The organism is Fundidesulfovibrio soli (assembly GCF_022808695.1).
Taxonomy (GTDB): Bacteria; Desulfobacterota; Desulfovibrionia; order Desulfovibrionales; family Desulfovibrionaceae; genus Fundidesulfovibrio; species Fundidesulfovibrio soli.
The window spans coordinates 106570-124867 of record NZ_JAKZKW010000006.1 but is presented as its reverse complement, the minus strand read 5'-3'; the positions used below and the strand labels follow the sequence as shown (position 1 = coordinate 124867).

At 67.1% G+C, this 18298-nt stretch carries 14 protein-coding genes; 9 read left to right on the top strand and 5 right to left on the bottom strand.

Going from position 1 to position 18298, the window contains the following annotated elements:
• Nucleotide 1: 1 nt before the first annotated feature.
• A complete protein-coding gene (locus MLE18_RS08230) occupies nt 2-1942 on the top strand; it encodes a PAS domain-containing hybrid sensor histidine kinase/response regulator (protein ID WP_243438307.1) in 1941 nt (646 codons plus the stop codon).
• Here MLE18_RS08230 and MLE18_RS08225 read toward each other — a convergent pair.
• On the bottom strand, nt 1939-2640 hold the full coding sequence (locus MLE18_RS08225; protein WP_243438306.1) for a TVP38/TMEM64 family protein: 702 nt from the start codon (nt 2638-2640) through the stop codon (nt 1939-1941). The genes MLE18_RS08230 and MLE18_RS08225 overlap by 4 nt on opposite strands.
• A 55-nt stretch (nt 2641-2695) precedes the next feature.
• On the opposite strand from MLE18_RS08225, the gene MLE18_RS08220 reads away from it, so the two are divergent.
• Together MLE18_RS08220 and MLE18_RS08215 are read left to right on the top strand one after the other, a co-directional pair.
• Nucleotides 2696-3727, top strand: coding sequence for a tetratricopeptide repeat protein (locus MLE18_RS08220; protein WP_243438305.1), 1032 nt, complete (start codon nt 2696-2698; stop codon nt 3725-3727).
• A 200-nt stretch (nt 3728-3927) separates the two neighbouring features.
• Entirely contained in the window at nt 3928-4767 is an 840-nt protein-coding gene (locus MLE18_RS08215; protein WP_419714889.1) for a DMT family transporter, read from the top strand.
• Nucleotides 4768-4847: 80 nt separating this feature from the next.
• On the opposite strand, the gene MLE18_RS08210 is transcribed toward MLE18_RS08215, so the two are convergent.
• Nucleotides 4848-7133, bottom strand: a complete 2286-nt coding sequence (locus MLE18_RS08210) for a cysteine synthase (RefSeq protein WP_243438304.1) — start codon at nt 7131-7133, stop codon at nt 4848-4850.
• Between the two features lie 48 nt (nt 7134-7181).
• On the opposite strand from MLE18_RS08210, the gene MLE18_RS08205 reads away from it, so the two are divergent.
• Nucleotides 7182-8981, top strand: a complete 1800-nt coding sequence (locus tag MLE18_RS08205) for a motility associated factor glycosyltransferase family protein (RefSeq protein ID WP_243438303.1) — start codon at nt 7182-7184, stop codon at nt 8979-8981.
• A gap of 244 nt (nt 8982-9225) precedes the next feature.
• Here the strand turns inward: MLE18_RS08205 and MLE18_RS08200 are convergent, their stop codons facing one another.
• Nucleotides 9226-9930 carry a Smr/MutS family protein gene (locus MLE18_RS08200; protein ID WP_243438302.1) on the bottom strand — a complete coding sequence of 235 codons (705 nt, stop codon included), beginning with the start codon at nt 9928-9930 and terminating at the stop codon, nt 9226-9228.
• Nucleotides 9931-10159: 229 nt separating this feature from the next.
• Between MLE18_RS08200 and MLE18_RS08195 the strand changes: the two genes are divergently transcribed.
• From MLE18_RS08195 to MLE18_RS08180, 4 genes are all read left to right on the top strand, one after another.
• Nucleotides 10160-11176 carry a DnaJ C-terminal domain-containing protein gene (locus MLE18_RS08195; protein WP_243438301.1) on the top strand — a complete coding sequence of 339 codons (1017 nt, stop codon included), beginning with the start codon at nt 10160-10162 and terminating at the stop codon, nt 11174-11176.
• 57 nt (nt 11177-11233) lie between these two features.
• Entirely contained in the window at nt 11234-11554 is a 321-nt protein-coding gene (locus MLE18_RS08190) for a chaperone modulator CbpM (RefSeq protein WP_243438300.1), read from the top strand.
• Nucleotides 11555-11605: 51 nt separating this feature from the next.
• Nucleotides 11606-14221 (top strand): ATP-dependent chaperone ClpB, encoded by a 2616-nt coding sequence (clpB, locus tag MLE18_RS08185; RefSeq protein ID WP_243438299.1) that lies wholly within the window; start codon nt 11606-11608, stop codon nt 14219-14221.
• Between the two features lie 238 nt (nt 14222-14459).
• Nucleotides 14460-15125 carry a GGDEF domain-containing protein gene (locus MLE18_RS08180; RefSeq protein WP_243438298.1) on the top strand — a complete coding sequence of 222 codons (666 nt, stop codon included), beginning with the start codon at nt 14460-14462 and terminating at the stop codon, nt 15123-15125.
• Between the two features lie 51 nt (nt 15126-15176).
• On the opposite strand, the gene MLE18_RS08175 is transcribed toward MLE18_RS08180, so the two are convergent.
• Together MLE18_RS08175 and MLE18_RS08170 are read right to left on the bottom strand one after the other, a co-directional pair.
• The gene (locus MLE18_RS08175) at nt 15177-15872 is read right to left on the bottom strand and encodes an HD-GYP domain-containing protein (protein ID WP_243438297.1); all 696 of its coding nucleotides are present in this window, start codon (nt 15870-15872) and stop codon (nt 15177-15179) included.
• Between the two features lie 156 nt (nt 15873-16028).
• A complete protein-coding gene (locus tag MLE18_RS08170) occupies nt 16029-17024 on the bottom strand; it encodes a polysaccharide deacetylase family protein (RefSeq protein ID WP_243438296.1) in 996 nt (331 codons plus the stop codon).
• A gap of 96 nt (nt 17025-17120) precedes the next feature.
• On the opposite strand from MLE18_RS08170, the gene MLE18_RS08165 reads away from it, so the two are divergent.
• Nucleotides 17121-18242 (top strand): aminotransferase class I/II-fold pyridoxal phosphate-dependent enzyme, encoded by a 1122-nt coding sequence (locus tag MLE18_RS08165; RefSeq protein WP_243438295.1) that lies wholly within the window; start codon nt 17121-17123, stop codon nt 18240-18242.
• Nucleotides 18243-18298 lie beyond the last annotated feature (56 nt).

The following is an 18298-nucleotide window of genomic DNA, read 5'->3' as shown; positions in this document are numbered from 1 at the left end:
AATGACCCCCACCGACAACGGCCTGCCTCCGGAATTCAAGTCTCTCGCCAAGCGGGCACCCGTGTCGATCATGCACATAAACAAGCAGGGAGTCGTCTCCTACGTCAACGACTGGCACCTCGCCCACTTCGCTCGCGGCATGCGCGAGAAGGACTACTTCATCGGCAAGCCCCTCTGCTCCCTGCCGGGCATCGACTCGGCCGGGGTCGCGGGCAGCCTCGCGCCCGTGCTGCAGGGCCAGGACATCCTGCTGGAGCGGGTGTACACCCCCGAATTCAGCGGGGGGCAATCCGGCTACCAGACCATCCGCGCCACTCCCCTGCTCAAGGATGGAAAATTGTGCGGCGCGGTGGTCATCCGGGAAGACGTGACGCGCTGGGTCGAGATGGAGCGCATCGCCATAAGCGAGCACAACCGCCTGAGGGACCTGCTCAACGCCACCACCGACTCGGCCGTGCTCATCGACGCCAATGGCCGGTTCGTGGCCCTCAACGACGAAGCCGCCAGGCGCCGTTCCATGACCGTTGAGGAGCTCCTCGGCAAGTGCATCTACAAATACCTGGACCCCGAGGTCTCGCTGTACAGGCGTGCCATGTGCGAAAAGGTGCTGGCCGGGTCCGGCCCGGTCCAATACGAGGAGAAGCACGGGGACCGGATCTTCTGGGTGAGCATCTACCCGGTTCCGGATTCGAGCGGCGCCGTCACGCTCCTGGCTTCATTCTCCCGCGAGATAACCGAACGCAAGCACATGGAGCGGGCGCTCATCAGGGCCCGGGAGAGGGCCGAGGCCTCTTTCGTCGCCAAGACGCAGTTCCTGGCCAACATCAGCCACGAACTGCGCACCCCTCTCAACGGCATCCTGGGCGCGGCGCAACTGGCCCAATCCGAGCCGCTCAACGAAGAGCAGGCCGAACTGTGGCAGATCGTCGGTGAATCCGGGGAGCGTCTGCTGCAGGCCATCAACTCCCTGCTGGACCTTGCAGACATCTCCTCCCACGCCCTGCAGGCTTCCATGAAGCCGTTCGACCTGCACCGCTGCGTGGCCTCGGTGGTGATGAACTTCGCGGTTCAGGCCCGGCTGAAGGGCCTTGAGCTCTCCGCCGAGATTCACCCGTCGGTGCCTGTGATCGTGGCCGGTGACGAGTTCCGGCTGCGCCAGATCCTGGTGAGCCTGCTCTCCAACGCCATCCAGTGCACCGATGAAGGGCACGTGCTCCTCTCGCTCACGCGCATCGAGACCATCGACCTTCACGGCGAAGGGCTCTTCGCCTGCGAAGGCGGGCTGCCGCTGCTCTTCACCGTGGAGGACACGGGGGTGGGCATCCCGGCGGACAGACTGCCCCACATTTTCGAGAGCTTCTCGCTGGCCGAGGACACCCTGACCAAGCGCTACAGCGGTTCGGGCGTGGGGCTGGCAATCTCCAAGGGGCTGGTGGAACTGCTGGGCGGCCGGATCTGGGCGGAAAGCACGCCTGGAATGGGCAGCACCTTCAGCTTCACCGTATCCTTCTGGCAGCCTGGGGAGGACGTTCAGGACGGGCAGTTGGACGGCCCGTGCGGCGACGCCCGGGTGCTCATCGTCGAGGACGAACACAACAATCGCGTCACCGCGGCCAGGATGCTCAGCAGCAGGGGCTACACGGTGCTGCAGGCCGAAAACGGCCAGCAGGCGCTGCAGATGCTGCGAACCAACCCGGTGGACGTGATCCTCATGGACATCCAGATGCCCGTCATGGACGGCATCACGACCACCCAACTCATCCGCAACGGCGAGCTTCACACCGTTGACCGCGCCATCCCCATCATCGCGCTGACGGCTTATGCCACACACAGGGACAGGCTGCGCTTCCTGCGCGAGGGTATGAATGATTTCGTCACCAAGCCCTTCAAGGTTGGAGACCTGACCTCGGCGATCGAGAAGGCCCTCGCCCGGCTGCCTTAGGCCCGGAAGTCATCCTTCGCGCGCCTGAACCGGCTCAGGGCCCATTTGGCCGCCACGGGAAACACCGCCAGCAGGGCCAGCGAACCGAGCACTCCGGGCGAGAGGATGTCGCCGATCTTGTCGACGCGGCCCAGTTCCGTCCCGGCGTTGACGAACACGATGGTCCCCGGGAGCATGCCCAGCTGCGAGACGACGTAGAACCTGCCCAGGGGCATCCGCGTCAGGCCCATGACCAGGTTGATCAGGAAGAAGGGAATCACGGGCACCAAGCGCAGCGAAGCCAGATACCAGGCCCCCTCGCTGGCCAGGCCCCGGTCCACCTTGTCCAGCACGGCCCCGAAGCGCCCGCGCACCCAGTCCCGCAGGAGGTACCGCGAGAGTGCGCAGGCCATCGTGGCCCCAAGGCTGGAGGCGAACGAGACGGACGCCAGCCCCGCCCAGAACCCGAAGACGGCGCTGCCCGCCAGGGTCAGCACGGCGCTGCCGGGGAGGTTGAGCGCAGCGGCCGCCACATACAGTGCGAAATACCCCGTGAGCATGGCCGCCGGGTGCGCGGCGTAAAGCCCCTGGAGCCCGTCGCGCGATGTCTTGAGCGTTTCAAGGTTGAAGTACCGCGGGCCGCCCAGCCAGAAGAACGCGCCCACGGCCAGCGCCGCGCCAAGGGCCGTCAGCCATTTTCCAGCGGATTTTCCCGCCATCTCCCCCTCCTCCCGGTATATTGCCAGCCAATCTGGCCGGTGCTACGTGTGGCGAATGGTTTACAACCCCGCGAAAGTCGGCTTGGCGCTCATCAATTCCGATCCTTCCCTCGTGGCCAAGGACAGGCGCACACTCGCGGGCATGGGCTACAACACCATACGCCTGTTCCCCTCCCTGGTCGAGGCCCGGCCCCACCTGGGCGACGACACCGTGGGGCTCATCCTCCTGGGAGACCGCACCGGGGCTCTCACCGGAATCGAGTGCCTGCGGGCCATCAAGCGCGACAAGACCCTCAAGCACAAGGCCGTGGTGATGCTCACGGCGGAGAGCCGCCGCGAACGCGTGCTGGAGGCCGTCTCGGCGGGGTGCGGCGGCTACGTCCTGCGTCCCTACACGCCGCAGACCTGCGCCAGGCACTTGCGCTCCGCCTGGGAGTCCTCCCACCCGGACGATGTCCGCGCCCTGAGGATGGCCCGGGCCGACGAGCTGGCCGCGTCTGGGGACCATGCCCAGGCGGCGGCCGCCTACTCCAGCGTGACCCAGTCCCACAACGAGGCGATGGAGCTGTTCAACATGGGCCTGGAGCACCTGCGCCTGCAGGAGTTCGGGCTGGCCATCCAGGCCTTCAACCAGGCCCTGGCCATCAACACCATGTTCGCGGAGGCCTACAAAGGCCTGGCGCACGCGCACAAAGGGCTGGGCGATCAGGAGAAGTACCTGGAGCACCTCAACCGCTGCGCGGACATCCTGGCCATCCAGGACAAGCTCCAGGAGCTCAAGGAGCTCTTTGTGGAAATCCTCGAGCAGGACCCGGGGGCCGTCAACCCGTACAACTCCCTGGGTGTGCGGCTGCGCCGCTCGGGGGACCTCTCCGGCGCGCTGCACGCCTACACCCAGGCCCTGATCCTCACCCCCAGCGACGAAAACCTGCACTACAACATCGCCAAGGCCTACGTGCACGCCTCCAGGCGGGAAAAAGCCAGGGAGCACCTGCGCAAGGCCCTGGTCATCCGGCCCGGCTTCACGGAGGCGGACCAGATGCTTGCCGAACTGGAACAGGATGGGGGCGACAGCCCCGGCGCTTGATCTTTGACCCTGGTTGCGGCTAAGTGCCCGGACGGCCTTCGCGGCGGGTCAATCCACGGGAATTCCTATGCAACCCGTAGGAATCCGGCGTCCGCCCCCTGCTCGGGGAGAAGGTTCGGGAAAGGAGCAGCGCCATATCCAGGTCACTCCGGGCAGACATTCTCCTGCTCATCACAGCCCTCGTCTGGGGCTTCGCCTTCGTGGCGCAGCGCGTGGGCATGGAGCATGTGGGCCCATTCGTATTCAACGGCGTGCGCTTCGCTCTGGGCGCCTGCGCCCTGCTGCCGCTGGCGATCCGCTCCACGGGCCGCATCGTCCCCAGGGAGTGTTCGCCCACGCCCGCCTGGCTGGGCTACCTCTGCGCGGGTACGGCCCTGACCGCCGGGGCCAGCCTGCAGCAGATCGGCATGCTGCACACCACAGCGGGCAACGCCGGGTTCATCACCTGCCTGTACGTGATCCTGGTGCCCCTCTTCGCCGCCCTGCTGGGAAACCGCACGCCGCTGGGCACGGTGCTCGGCGCCCTGTGCGCCGTGGCGGGCATGTATCTGCTGAGCATCAACGAGCAGTTCCACATCAACCCCGGCGACCTCCTGGAGCTCATCGGGGCCTTCTTCTGGGCCGGGCACGTGCTGGTGGCGGCCTGGTTCGCCCCGCGCATGAATCCCATTCACCTGGCCGTGGGCCAGTATGCGGTCTGCTCCGTTCTGAGCCTGATTTTCGCGGTCTGGACTGGGGAATCCTTCGCGTTGGAAGGGCTGATGGACGCGGCAGTGCCCATCCTTTACGGCGGTCTGCTCTCCGTGGGGCTGGCCTACACGCTGCAACTGGTGGCCCAGCGCGACGCCAACCCCTCCCACGCGGCAATCATCCTGAGCCTTGAGTCCGTGTTCGCGGCCCTGGGCGGCTGGCTGCTCATCGGGGAGACGCTCACCCCGCGCGGCTTGGTTGGTTGCGCATTGATGCTGGCCGGGATGCTGCTTTCCGAGCTGTGGCCCCGCAAGAACGGCCTGGCCCCGGAAGGCGGAAGCTGCACCTGAGGCTGTGAGGACCTTTCGCCCCGCATCTGGCGGCGGGTGCGCCAGCCGGAAACGAACGCTGCGCCTGAGGTTCTGTACCGCTACTCCGGGCTGACGGTGAAGAGCCGCGGCCCGGCGGAGGTGTCCTCCAGCCTGAGGCCCATGAGCCCCAACTGCTCCCGCAGGGTGTCGGCCAGCTCGAACTCCTTGGCGGCCCGGGCCATCTCCCGCTTCTGCACCATGCTCTGGGCCAGGCCCGGCCAAGCCTGCCTGGCCAGGGGCAGGCGGGATTCGTCCATCACTCCCAGAACCGCGTTCACGGCCTTGAGGCCCTCCAGGTAGATGGCGGCGTCCCCGGGGGTGGGGCCGCGCGAACCGGCGGCCGCGTTGGCCCGGCGGCAATAGGCGAAAAGCTGCGGCCAGAAGCGGTGCAGCCCGAGGTCGTCGTCCATGGCCTGCTCCAGCTCGGCGCGCAGGTTCTCAACGGCCTGGGCCGCGTCGGCCGAGGCCACGGAATCGTTCACGGCGCAGTGCGAGAGGTTCACGGCCGTGTCCTGGAGCTTGCGCCAGTTCCTGGCCCACATGGAAAGGGTCTTCTCGGACACGTCCAGCGGCCTGCGGTAATGCAGCGACAGCAGCCAAAGCCGCGCGGCCTGGAAGCCGCCCATGCTCCGGGCCACGTCGGCCAGGTCGCAGGTGTCCCCTGAGCCCTTGACCACGCCGCTGGTGAGCCAGGCCGCCGGGCGCACTCCGCCGGTCAGGTTCCAGATGGCGCGCAGGTTCTCAAGCATTGGGAAACACTGCCCCTCGCCCGCCAGCACCGCCGTGAGCTTGGGCAGCCGCTCCAGCGGGCAGGCCGCCATCTGCAAAAACCAGCTTGGGCGCACGGCCCCCCACTCGGTCTGCACCACCTGGCCGAGCTTGAGGTCCTGCAGGCTGACTCGCTTGAGCAGGGTGAAGTCCTGGGGGTGGTCCTTGAGGTAGGCCGCCAGGTCCACGGTCTTGCCCAGAGCCAGCCTGCCCAGGTTGGCGTGGGAGAGCGCCCCGTAGCCCTTGTCGCGCGCCACGTCGAAATAGACCGAGCGCAGCCGCTCGTAGCTGTAGCCCTTGCGCATGAGCGCCCTGGTCATGTCCAGCATGCGCTCAAGCGAGGCCGAGGCCATGGTGAAGGAGGCCTCCACGCGCAGCTGCCCCGCCAGCCTGTTGAGGCCGTCCAGGGCCTGGCGGGCGAAATCCTCCCGGGAGAGCCCGGCAGCGCGCGACGCGGCCAAGGCCCTGTCGTCCATGTCGGCCAGGCCCACCACCACGGAGGAGGCCGCGTCCCGCCCGCGCCCGTGGCGCGCCAGCACGTCCAAGAGCACGATGCGCCGCCAGCATTCGGCGTCGGCCGTGGCGTCCAGGCTGGGGCCGGGGGTGTAGAATCCGGCGGCCCCGGGGGGCAAGTGCACCTGCTTGCCGGTCTCCACGGTGCGCAGGCGCACGCCGCGCTGTTCCTGGGCGGCGTACAGCTCGGTGGAGAGGTAGCGTTCGCCGCCATCGGGCAGGATGGCCACCACCAGCCCGGAGACCAGCTCGCGGCAGAGGCTGGCCGCAGCGGCCATGGCCGCCCCGCCGCTCATTCCCGCCAGTATGCCCTCCTGGCGCGCCAGTTGCCTGGCCATTTCGAAGGCTTCCTCGTCCTCCACGCGCACAACCTCCAGCGCCCGCTTGTCGTAGATGCCCGGCGGGTAGGACTCCTGCATGTTCTTGAGCCCCTGTATCCTGTGCCCGGGCCTGGGCTCCACCGCCACCACTTTGACGGCCGGGTTCAATTCCTTGAGTTTCTTGGCGATGCCCATGGCCGTACCCGAAGTGCCCAGGGTGGCCACCACATGGGTGACCGCGCCCGCGGTCTGGTCCCAGATTTCCTGGCCGGTGCCCCGGTAATGGGCCTCTATGCTGGCGGGATTGTTGAACTGGTCCATGAGCACGTAGCGTTCGGGATATTCGCGGGCCAGGCGGTAGGCCTCCTCGATGGCCCCGTCCGTGCCCAGGTGACCCGGCGTGAGCAGCAGCTCGGCCCCGTAGGCGCGCATGATGCGCTTGCGCTCCTCCGAGGCGGAGGACGGCATGACCAGCGTGAGCTTGAGCCCCTTCACGGCGCAGACCATGGCCAGGCCGATGCCGGTGTTGCCCGAGGTGGCCTCGATGACGGTCTTGTCCGGGGTGAGCTCCCCGGAGGCCTGGGCCGCCTCGATCATGGCCAGGGCCACGCGGTCCTTGATGGAGCCGCCGGGGTTCTTGGCCTCCAGCTTGACCAGCAGGGTGACGTCCGGATTGGGGTTGAGGCGCCGGATGGTCACCAGCGGGGTGTCGCCCGCGAGAGTGAGGATGTCTGCGTGTGCCATGCCCCTGGATTTAGGGGAAACCCGTTGTACTGGCAAGGAACTTGCTTGATGTCCGGCACCATGAACATGCACCAATTCCTCACCGGCAACCTTGAGACTCTGGCGGAGCTCAAGGAACCCGTGGCCACCTGGCTGGCGCAGTCCGTCGCGGACATCGAGGGCGCGCTCTCCCGCGTTTTCGTCAACCACATGGGCCTGCTGGATTGGCGCATGGACGACGGCGGCGGCCTCATCGAACGCTGCCCGCCCCTTCCGGTGCTCTACCAGGAGTGGCGGCCCAAGAACACGCCGGAGAAGGACGCCACGGTGCTCCTGGGCTGCAACCTGGGCTACGGCCTGAACCACGTGCTCACCGGCACGCCCTCCACGCACCGGGTGCTGGTGGTGGAGCCCCGGCCCGACATGCTCCTGGCCTGCCTGGGCGAGACGGACTACCGCCCCTTCCTCAAGGCCGGGCGGCTGCGCTTCCTGGCGCCGGACCACGACATCATCGAGAAGGCCCTGCACCGCCTGGACCTGAACCTGCTCTACGGCAACATCCACCTGCGCAACGACATGCCCTCCCAGCAGATCGGCCCGGAGTACGCCCACTGGAGCGGCATCCTGCGCGGCAAGCTGGAGAACTTCTCGGTGGAGATGGCCACCCTGCGCCTGAAGCAGGAGGTCATGGTGGGCAACGAGCTGCGGAACTTCCACGACGCCATGAACAACGGCAGCCTGCTGCCCATGCAGGGCTGCGCCTCGGGGGTCACGGCGGTGATCCTGGGCGCGGGTCCGTCGCTGGCGCAGACCGGCCCGCAGCTGGTCGAGCGCCCCGGCCACGCCCTCTACGCCTCGGCCCTGCAGACCCTTCCCGCGCTGGAGCGCATCGGCCTCAAGCCGGACTTCTGCATGGCCATCGACTTCCGCCACGAGATGATGCGCCTCTACGACGGCATCAAGGACATCAACTGGCTGAACGACCTGCCCCTGATCTACTCCACCAAGCTCGACCCCGAGGTCGTGGCCCGTTACCCCGGCCCCAAGATCCCCCTGTGGACCATGGGCGGCATGGCCACCTACGTGTTCAGCGAGCACGAGCTGGTGCTTGACGCGGGCGGCAACGTGGGCGTCACCCTGGCGCGCTTCCTCACCTGGTGCGGCGTGAGCCGCATCCTGCTGGCCGGGCAGGACTTCGCCTGGCCCGCCGAGCGCAGCCACGCCCCCGGCCACCACGCCCACGGCAACGTGCAGAATTTCGACCCGGCCCGGGGCGACGTGAAGCTCATGAACCTCCACGGCGAGACCATCTTCTCCAACGTGGGCTACCTCTCGGCCAAGCGCGACCTGGAGAAGGACCTGCGCAAGGCCCAACTGCCGGTCTACAACATCTACGGCGGCGGCGCCGAGATCGAGGGCAGCCGCGTGGTTGACGTGGAGGAATGCCACCAGAAGGGCCTGCTGGCCTCCCAGCCGGGAGCGAAGGAGCGCTTCCTCACCTCGCTGCGGCGCGTGAACCAGCCCCGTGTGCGCCCCGTGTACCAGGCCCGCTACGGCACCTGGAACGACTCCTTGCGCCACGCCACCAAGCGCTTCGACAAGCTGCTCAAGAAGCCGGGCCGCAACCAGGTCGAGATAAAGCAGCTGCTGCTCAACGTGCTGCAGTTCCTCAAGCAGGATCCGCTCTACCTGCCCTATTTGTTCAACGAGGTCATGGACATGGCCTCCCTTGCCAACCTCAAGGAGCGCTATGGCCAAGCCGACATGCGGGACTACAAGGACATCCTCAAGCGGGCCCTGGGCAAGGTCAAACGCGTGGACGAGGTGTTCGGCCCCTCCAGCCTGGACCGTAGCGTGAAAGTGGCCTAACAGCCTGTTGAAAAATTCCCGCTGGCTGCGTTGACTCGAAAAAGTCAAACCCTCGCGTATGCCAAATACGCATCGGCCTTGACTTTTTCACGCGCCTTGCCAGCGGGCTTTTTGAACAGGCTGCAAGAATCGGCTTGTGCGACAGGCAGCTAGGCCGTCCCGCCCGCCCCGACGAAAAAATGACGCCGCCCGGAGGATGCTCCGGGCGGCGTTTTGCATTCAGGAAATCCGCTGGGGCGGGTAATCAATCATCCCCCCACAAATTCTCCCACTTGATGCGCCCCTCGTTCTTGCGGCGCTGCCTGAGCAGCACGTAGAGCGCCCCGGCCCCGCCGTGGCGCGGCTGGGCCGTGCTGAAGGCCAGCACCACGCGTTTGAGCGGGTCGCGGGTCAGCCAGCCCTTGAGCTCCTGCTTGAGCACGGGATTGCCGCCGGGGGAGTTGATGCCCCGGCCCGGAATCAGCAGCAGGCAGCGTTTGCCCTGGAAATACTTCTCCCGCATGAAGGTCAGCAGGCACTCGAAGGCCTGGTCTGAATTGAGGCCGTGCAGGTCGAGGTGGGCTTCGGGGCTCAGCTGCCCGGCCTTGAGCTGGCGGAAGATCTTCTGATCCATACCCTTGACGAAGCCCTGAACGTACTCGTCGGTGTATTCCAGCTCGAACTCCACTTTCCCGGCCACCAGGTCGTACAGCTTGGCCCTGGCCTCGGCCTCGGGGTCATGCGGCTGCACCTCTGCTGCGGGCCTGATCGCCGCCACCTGCCTGCCCGACTCCTGCCCGGACATGCGGGACACGCCGCTCATGGCCTGGCTGAAGAGGTCCTCCTCGTCCTGCGGGGCCTCAGGCGGCGAAGGCTTGGCCTTGGGCGGCGGCGGAGGCGCTGGCTTGGCCTTCTTGACCTTCACGCCCTTGAGCTGCTCGAAGGGATTGTTGAATGTGTCTTTTGCCATGAAGGCGTGCTAACGTCTCCGGGACCGGATGGCAATGCTCCCCTCCGGCCGCCGCGCCGAGTCGCGCCGCCGCATCCGCCAAGGCTGGCATTCAGACTGAAAATTCCGTAAACAAGGCCAATTGCGCGCTTGGCCCGAATATTCGGAATACGCCTTGACGGGTCACCTGACCAGATTATTATGTAAACTTGGCGGCGGCATCCCGCTCCATCTAACAGAGGGCACTCTCGTGGAATACAAAGACTACTACAAACTCCTCGGCGTGGACAAGAAGGCCACCCAGGATGAGATTTCCAAGGCTTTCAAGAAGCTGGCGCGCACCTGCCACCCGGACCTCAATCCGGGCGACTGCACGGCCGAGGCCAAATTCAAGGAGATCAACGAAGCCTACGAGGTGCTGCGCGACCCCGAGAAACGCAAGCTTTATGACACGTTAGGCCCCAACTGGCAGCACGGGCAGAACTTCCAGCCCCCGCCGGGCTACGAGAACTTCCGCTACAACTTCGGCGGCGCGGGCCAGGGCGGCCAGCAGTTCGACATGGGCGGCTTCTCGGACTTCTTCCAGACCATCTTCGGCGGGTCCGGTGGAATGGGCGGCTTCGGCGGGCGCGGCGGCTTCGGCGGCCAGGGCGGGTTCGGAGGCCAGGGCGGCTTCGGCGGCCAGACCTTCCAGCGCAGGCCCACCCGCGGCGGCGACGTGGAGGCCCTGCTGGAGCTCACCCTGGAGGAGGCCTACCACGGCGGCTCCAAGACCGTGACCATCCAGGAGGAGGCGCTCTCCCCCGACGGCAGGCCCTACATCCGGCCCAAGACGCTCTCAGTGAACATTCCGGCGGGCGTGCGCGACGGGGCCAAGATCCGCCTGGCGGGCCAGGGCGAACCCGGCGGGGCCGGCGGCTCCGCGGGCGACATGTACCTCAAGGTGAGCATCCGCCCGCATTCGCGCTTCAAGCTGGAGGACGTGAACGTGCTGGTGGACGTGCCCCTGGCCCCCTGGGAGGCGGCGCTCGGCGCCACCGTGCGCGTGCCCACCCTGGACGGCGACATCGACCTGAACATCCCCCCCGGCTCCAGCAGCGGGCGCAAGATGCGCATCCGGGGCAAGGGGCTGCAGGGCAAGGCGGGCCGGGGCGACCAGTTCGTGCGGGTGATGATCCACTCGCCCAAGACGCTCACGGACGCGGAGCGCGCCCTCTGGCACGACCTGGCCGAGGCGTCCTCCTTCAACCCGCGCGAGCACCATTGATCCCGCGGCGGCTGCAAGGCCGCCCGGAGCTAACGCCACGACAAAGCAGAGGCATCCATGGTCGATATCACGATACTCTACGGCTCGGACCTGCCCGCAAAATCGGACCGGATCGCCTGGGCGCAGTTCATCGAGATGACCGAAATGCACCCCGCCCTGGTGGGCGAGCTCATCGAGCTGGGCTGGCTGCGGCCGCAGATGACCTCGGGCAGCCAGTACCTGTTCCGCCACGCCGACGTCTACCGGGTGAAGAAGCTCTGGCGGCTCTGCAAGGACCTGGACATCTCCCCGGTGGGGGCCTCCATCATCGTCGATCTGGTGGAGCGCGTCGAATTTCTCGAGAAACGCGTCCGCGAGCTGGAGAAGCTGATCATCTAGCGCCACACGTTCACGACCGGAACAGAGAACGACTCCTCAAGGAGAACACATATGGACCTCAACAAGTTCACGCAGAAGTCCCAGGAAGCACTCGCCCAGGCCCAGGCCGTGGCCATCCGCCTCGGACATCAGCAGATAGACTCCGGCCACTTCATGCTCGCGCTCGTGCAGCAGGAGCAGGGCCTCGTGCCACGCCTGCTGGAGCGCGCCGGATACGACGTCCGCGCCTTCCAGCGTGCCGTGGAGGAGGAGCTGGCCAAGCTGCCCCGCGTCTCCGGCCCCGGGGCCCAGCCCGGGCAGCTCACCGTCACCCAGCGGGTCAACGAGATCCTGGTCAAGGCCATGGAGCTGGCCCAGTCCATGAAGGACGAGTACGTCTCGGTTGAGCACGTCTTCCTGACCATGCTCGACGAGCCGCCCTCCTCCCCCCTGGGCAGGGTGCTCAAGCAGTTCGGCCTCACCAAGGAGAAAATCCTGGCCGTGCTCACCGACGTGCGCGGCTCCCAGCGGGTGACTTCGGCCAACCCCGAGGATACCTACGAGGCCCTGGCCAAGTACGGGCGCGACCTGGTGGACGAGGCCCGCAAGGGCAAGCTCGATCCGGTGATCGGCCGCGACGAGGAAATCCGCCGCGCCATCCGCATCCTCTCCCGGCGCACCAAGAACAACCCGGTGCTCATCGGCGAGGCGGGCGTGGGCAAGACCGCCATCGTCGAGGGCCTGGCCCAGCGCATCGTCAACCGCGACGTGCCCGAGGGCCTCAAGGAGAAGACCCTCTTCGCCCTGGACATGGGCGCGCTCATCGCCGGCGCCAAGTACCGCGGCGAATTCGAGGAGCGGCTCAAGGCCGTGCTCAAGGAGGTGCAGTCCAGCGAGGGCCGCATCATCTTGTTCATCGACGAGCTGCACACCATCGTGGGCGCGGGCAAGGCCGAAGGCTCCATGGACGCGGGCAACATGCTCAAGCCCATGCTGGCCCGGGGCGAGCTGCACTGCATCGGCGCCACCACCCTGGACGAGTACCGCAAGTACATCGAAAAGGACCCGGCCCTGGAGCGCCGCTTCCAGCCCGTGCTGGTGGAGGAGCCCACCCTGGAGGACACCATCTCCATCCTGCGCGGCCTGCGCGAGCGCTTCGAGGTGCACCACGGCGTGCGCATCGCGGACGGGGCCCTGGTGGAGGCCGCCGTGCTCTCCAACCGCTACCTGCCGGACCGCCAGCTGCCCGACAAGGCCATCGACCTCATCGACGAGGCAGCGGCCATGATCCGCACGGAGATCGACTCCCTGCCAACGGAACTGGACACCATCAACCGCAAGATCATGCAGCTGGAGATCGAGCGCGAGGCCCTCAAGCGCGAGACCGACAAGGCCTCCAAGGAGCGGCTGGAGAAGCTGGAGGCCGAGCTGGCCGACCTCAAGGAGGACCAGGGCATCCTGCTGACCCAGTGGGACCGCGAAAAGCAGTCCATTGAGGGCCTGCGCAACATCAAGAGCGAAATCGAGCGCACCCGCACCGACATCGAGCAGGCCGAGCGCGACTACGACCTGAACAAGGCCGCCGAGCTGCGCTACGGGAAGCTGGCCCAACTGGAGGCCGAGCTGGCCAAGCGCGAGGAAAAGGCCGACCAGGACGCGGGCGGCCAGCGCCTGCTGCGCGAGGAGGTCAAGCCCGACGACATCGCCCAGGTGATCGCCCGCTGGACCGGCATCCCCGTGTCCAAGCTGCTGGAGACCGAGCGCGAGAAGCTGCTGCGCCTCCCCGAAGAGCTGCACCAGCGCGTGGTGGGCCAGGAAGACGCCGTGACCGCCGTGGCCGACGCCGTGCTGCGCGCCCGCGCGGGCCTCAACGACCCCAGGCGGCCCATCGGCTCCTTCATCTTCCTTGGCCCCACGGGCGTGGGCAAGACCGAGCTGTGCAAGACCCTGGCCCAGTCGCTCTTCGACTCGGAGGACAACATCGTCCGCCTGGACATGAGCGAATACATGGAGAAGCACACCGTCTCGCGCCTGATCGGCTCGCCCCCGGGCTACGTGGGCTACGACGAGGGCGGCCAGCTCACCGAGGCGGTGCGCCGCAAGCCCTACTCCGTGGTGCTCTTCGACGAGGTGGAGAAGGCGCACCAGGACGTGTTCAACGTCCTGCTGCAGATCCTTGACGACGGCCGCCTGACCGACAGCCACGGCAAGACGGTGGACTTCAAGAACACCATCATCATCATGACCTCAAACCTGGGCTCGACCTACCTGCTCGACGGCATCCGCCCCGACGGAACGTTCAAGCCCGGCACCGAGGACAGGGTGATGGAGACCCTGCGCGGCCACTTCAGGCCCGAGTTCCTGAACCGCGTGGACGAGATCGTGCTGTTCAAGCCCCTGCTCAAGGAGCAGATCGGGCGCATCGTGGAGCTGATGCTCACCGGGCTGCGCGCCAGGCTCGTGGAGCGCAAGATCGGCCTGGAGCTGAGCGACGAGGCCAAGGCCTTCATCGCGGACGCCGCCTACGACCCGGTCTACGGCGCGCGCCCCTTGCGCCGCTACCTCCAGACCCACGTGGAGACGCCCCTGGCCCGCAAGATCATCGCGGGCGAGGTGCTCGACGGGGAGCTGGTGACCATCGGCGTGGAGAGCGGCGAACTCGCCTTCCTCAAGCAGACGATCCAGTAACGTCCAGCAAGCGGGCCGCGCCGGAAATTCCGGCGCGCCCCGCACTGCTGCCAATACCACACCTTTATGGTCGTGATTGCAATAGCTTAATCGTATTCGAAATTTTACTTGAATTTTCCCCGCCAGGGCGTAGAAGCTCCGCACCCGTTTACAGTGTGGTAGGTCATAAGCAGTGGGTTTGCCGTATTTCCACCTCCGTCCGCGCCTCGCCAGGGCTCTGCAAGGCGAACTTCTTGCCGTGTTCGCGCCCCTGGGCTGGCTCGCGATCCAGACAGCCCGTGGCGGCTCCCCTTTTGACATCCTTTCCGGGCAGGCGGACCTCTTCGCGTACATGCTCCTGGGCTCCATGCTGACGTTCGGCACCTTCGGCTGGCTCCTGGGCAAGGAGCAGGAGCGTCTCGCCCAGCTGGCCACCATCGACGAGCTCACCGGCCTTGCAAACTCCCGCCACTTCCACCAGCGCATGAGCGAGTTCGCCAACCTCTCCCAGCGCCAGGGCCGGCCCATGAGCCTGCTCCTGGTCGACCTGGACCGCTTCAAGGGCATCAACGACACCTACGGGCACCAGGTGGGCGACCTGGCCCTCAAGACCGCCGCCGAAGTCATCCGCTCCGCCGTGCGCCGCTGCGACATCGCGGCCAGGATCGGCGGAGAGGAATTCGCCCTGCTGCTGCCGGACACCGGAACATCCGAAGCTTCCCAGGTAGCCAAACGCATCCTGCGCGCCTTCTCCCAGGCCACGGTCATGCTCGGGGACGGCCGCGAGGTGATGCTCTCGGCCTCCATCGGCGTCTCGGGCGGTGTGCCTTCCGGCCAGGAATCGACCGAGGACATCTTCGAGGACGCCGACAAGGCTCTTTACCGCGCTAAGGCCGAGGGCCGGGGCCGCATGGTCCTGGCCTGATCCCGCTGCCCTCATCCGAACTCCGCCTCCACGATCCGCCCGACCCGCTGTTTATCCCGCGGACGCCTTCGCCTCGTTTCCCTGAAGGGCCTCCGTGTGCGCGTGGCGCCGCACCACCGCCTCCACTTCCGCCTCGTGTTGCAGAAAATCCCTGCATAGCGACGGGTCGTACCAGCTCCCCGAGCAGCGCTCGATCTCGGCCAGAGCCTCGCCGAGCTGCAATGCCGGCCGGTAACTGCGGTATTCGAGCATGGCGGCCACGCTGTCCGCGATGGCCAGGATGCGCCCTCCCAGCGGGATTTCCCTTTTACGAAGCCCCCGAGGATAACCCCCGCCTTCGAACCGCTCATGGTGCGTGAGCACGATGTCGCGCACGCCGTTCCTGGCCCCGAAATTGGCGATGGGCGCCAGGATCTGGGCCCCGATGGCCGGATGCTGCCGCATGACGGCCCACTCCTGGTTGGTGAGCCTGCCCGGCTTGCCCAACACCGCGTCCGGGATGCCGATCTTGCCGATGTCGTGCAGGTGCCCGGCTATGTGGATGATGTCGGCCTGCTTGTCGGAGAGGCCGTGGGCCAGGGCCAGCAGCGTGGCCAGGTCGGCCGTGAGCGCCGAGTGCTCGAAGAGGCGTTTGTCCTTGGCGTCCACGGCGCGGCCAAGGCTTTCGGCCATCTGGTGGAGGGTGGCCGCCATCTGGCCGCATTTGTAGGCCCCGATGCAGCCTTCGAGCTTGCAGAGAAATTCCATTGCGTCTCGCTCCGAAGTGATTTCGGCTGCGTATAACGAAATTGATTGTCATTATCAACATAAAGTGAAGGATTTCATAAGGGACTGAAAAGATCCGAAGAACCTGCACCGGAGCCGTGGAGGAGCGGCCGTACGGCCCCTGGGCCGCATAAACTTTCAGGGCCTGTTCCTGCGCGGGTGCACGGTGCCCTCGCCGAACTGGGCGTCGTACACCGCCGTGTCCCCGGGGCGGGAATCGTAGCAGTCCGCCGTGGTCGCGGGCTTCCCAGCCTCCAGCAGCGCGCTCACGGTGACGAGCTCATAGCCCTTCTCCCGAAGCGCCGGGATGAGCGCCCGCAGTGCCTCGGCAGTGGCGTGGCCGAAGCCGTTGGCATGGCCCAGCACGATGGAGCCGGGGCGCACCTGGCGCAAGGCGTCGCGCACGATGGCCTCGGCCGTGCGCGATTTGGCGGCGTCCATCATGTTCACGTCCCACTGCACGGCGGCCAGCCCACGCGCCGCGAGCAGTTCCAGGGCCTGGGCGGAGCAGCGCCCATAGGGGAAGCGGAACACGGCGATGGACTCCCGTACGCCCTTGACCGCCTCCCCCACTCCCCTTTTACCGGCCAGCGCCGCGAGATCCTCGCGCAACAGCTCGTACTGGGCCTGGGTCCAGTCGATCTGGCGGGCCATCTCCTCCCTGCCGAGCACCCCGAAGTTGCCGTGGGTCCAGGCGTGGCTTCCCACCTCGAACAGCGGGTCGGCCATGAGCTGCATGGCGCGCTCCGGGTGGGAGCGCATCCACCTGCCGCCCGCGAAGAAGGTGGCCGGGGCCTTCAGCTCGCGCAGCACGGCCACCAGGGGGGCGTCGTACCCGGCGCGCTGGTCCGAGAGCTCGCAGAGGTCGAAGGTCAGGGCCACGAGCTTGCGCCCGCCCGTTTCGACGCGGCGGATGGAGCCGCGCTGATCGTTGGGCAGCGGCGAAGCCACATGCCGGGGCATCGCGCGCTGCGGGCCGGAGAGGTCCGGCGCGGCCAGCTTGCCGGGCAGCTTCTCCTGCGCTGAGCCCTCCAGCTCCGAAGCCTCGAAAACGGGACGCTGGGCGCACGCCGCCCAGGACCAGACCAGAACCGCCGCCAGCGCAGTGCACGCACCCGAAATCACCTTGTTCATGCCTCGCCTCCGCCCCGCGCTCTACGCCCCAGGCCCGGGGCTGGCAAGATGGCGCTCAGCCTGCTACACGGGCGCACCGCAACCGCAGGAGAATCCATGAAGCTGCCCCCGTTCATGCTGGAACGCTACTTCGCCGTGCACGAATTCTCTGTCGAGCATCTGCTGTGCGTCTCGGACTGCCAGACCCTCACCGCTGGCCAGCTGCTGGACCTGGAGCCCGGCGCGCGCCAGGCCTTCGAAGCCCTGCCCCTGGGCTACACCGAGGCCGCGGGCGGCCCGGCCCTGCGGGAGGAGATCGCCCGCACCTATCGCGGCATCGCCCCTTCGCAGGTGCTGGCGCATGTGGGGGCGCAGGAGGCCATCTTCAACTTCGCCACAGCCTGCCTCAACCCCGGGGACGAAGTGGTGGTGCACACCCCGTGCTACCAGTCCCTGCATCAGGTGGCGGCCACGGCCGGGTGCACGGTGCTGCCCTGGGAGGCCCGGCCGGAGAACGGCTGGCGGCCGGATATGGACGAGCTTGAACGGCTGGTGGGCCCAAGGACCGGGGCGGTGATCATCAACTCGCCCCACAACCCCACGGGCTTCGCCTTCAGCGCGGCCGAAATGGCGCGCATCGTGGAGATCGTCTCCGCCAGGGGCTGCCTGCTCTTCTCCGACGAGGTGTACGCGGGCCTGGAATACGACATGGCCAGCGCCCCGCGCCCGGCCTGCGAGCTGTACGAGCGGGCGGTCTCGCTGGGTGTGATGTCCAAGGCCTACGGGCTGGCGGGGCTGCGCGTGGGCTGGGTGGCCGCCCGGGACGAAAGCGTGCTCGCGGCCATGGCCGCCGCCAAGGACTACACCTCCATCTGCGGCAGCGCCCCCTCGGAGTTCCTGGCCGCCCTGGCCCTGCGCCACGGCCGGGAGATCGTCTCCGGCCTGCGCGCCCTGTGCCAGGAGAACCTGTCCCTGCTTGAAACCTTCATGCGCCGCCACGCCGGGCGCTTCACCTGGGTGCGCCCCCTTGCCGGGCCCATCTGCTTCCCGGCGCTGGCCTCGGGGCAGGACGCCGAACCCTTCTGCGCCCAGGTGCTGGACGGATGCGGCGCGCTGCTGCTTCCTGGCCGCCTCTACGGCGAGGCCTGGAGCGCCCATTTCCGCATGGGCTTCGGCCGGACCGGATTCGCGACCGGGCTGGCTGCGCTGGATGAATACCTCATGAAATCAACTTGTTGAAACCACGATAGTTTCCGAGAAAGTTGTTCATTCTGCTTGAATTCTTTCCAAATTCG

Excerpts from the sequence above, each read along its gene's own strand:
- MLE18_RS08220 (WP_243438305.1), top strand. The coding sequence starts at position 2,696 with ATGGTTTACAACCCCGCGAAAGTCGGCTTGGCGCTCATCAATTCCGAT.
- MLE18_RS08205 (WP_243438303.1), top strand. The coding sequence starts at position 7,182 with ATGTCCGGCACCATGAACATGCACCAATTCCTCACCGGCAACCTTGAG.
- MLE18_RS08175 (WP_243438297.1), bottom strand. The coding sequence starts at position 15,872 with ATGGAATTTCTCTGCAAGCTCGAAGGCTGCATCGGGGCCTACAAATGC.
- MLE18_RS08165 (WP_243438295.1), top strand. The coding sequence starts at position 17,121 with ATGAAGCTGCCCCCGTTCATGCTGGAACGCTACTTCGCCGTGCACGAA.
- MLE18_RS08210 (WP_243438304.1), bottom strand. The coding sequence starts at position 7,133 with ATGGCACACGCAGACATCCTCACTCTCGCGGGCGACACCCCGCTGGTG.
- MLE18_RS08190 (WP_243438300.1), top strand. The coding sequence starts at position 11,234 with ATGGTCGATATCACGATACTCTACGGCTCGGACCTGCCCGCAAAATCG.
- MLE18_RS08170 (WP_243438296.1), bottom strand. The coding sequence starts at position 17,024 with ATGAACAAGGTGATTTCGGGTGCGTGCACTGCGCTGGCGGCGGTTCTG.
- MLE18_RS08200 (WP_243438302.1), bottom strand. The coding sequence starts at position 9,930 with ATGGCAAAAGACACATTCAACAATCCCTTCGAGCAGCTCAAGGGCGTG.
- MLE18_RS08230 (WP_243438307.1), top strand. The coding sequence starts at position 2 with ATGACCCCCACCGACAACGGCCTGCCTCCGGAATTCAAGTCTCTCGCC.
- clpB (WP_243438299.1), top strand. The coding sequence starts at position 11,606 with ATGGACCTCAACAAGTTCACGCAGAAGTCCCAGGAAGCACTCGCCCAG.
- MLE18_RS08225 (WP_243438306.1), bottom strand. The coding sequence starts at position 2,640 with ATGGCGGGAAAATCCGCTGGAAAATGGCTGACGGCCCTTGGCGCGGCG.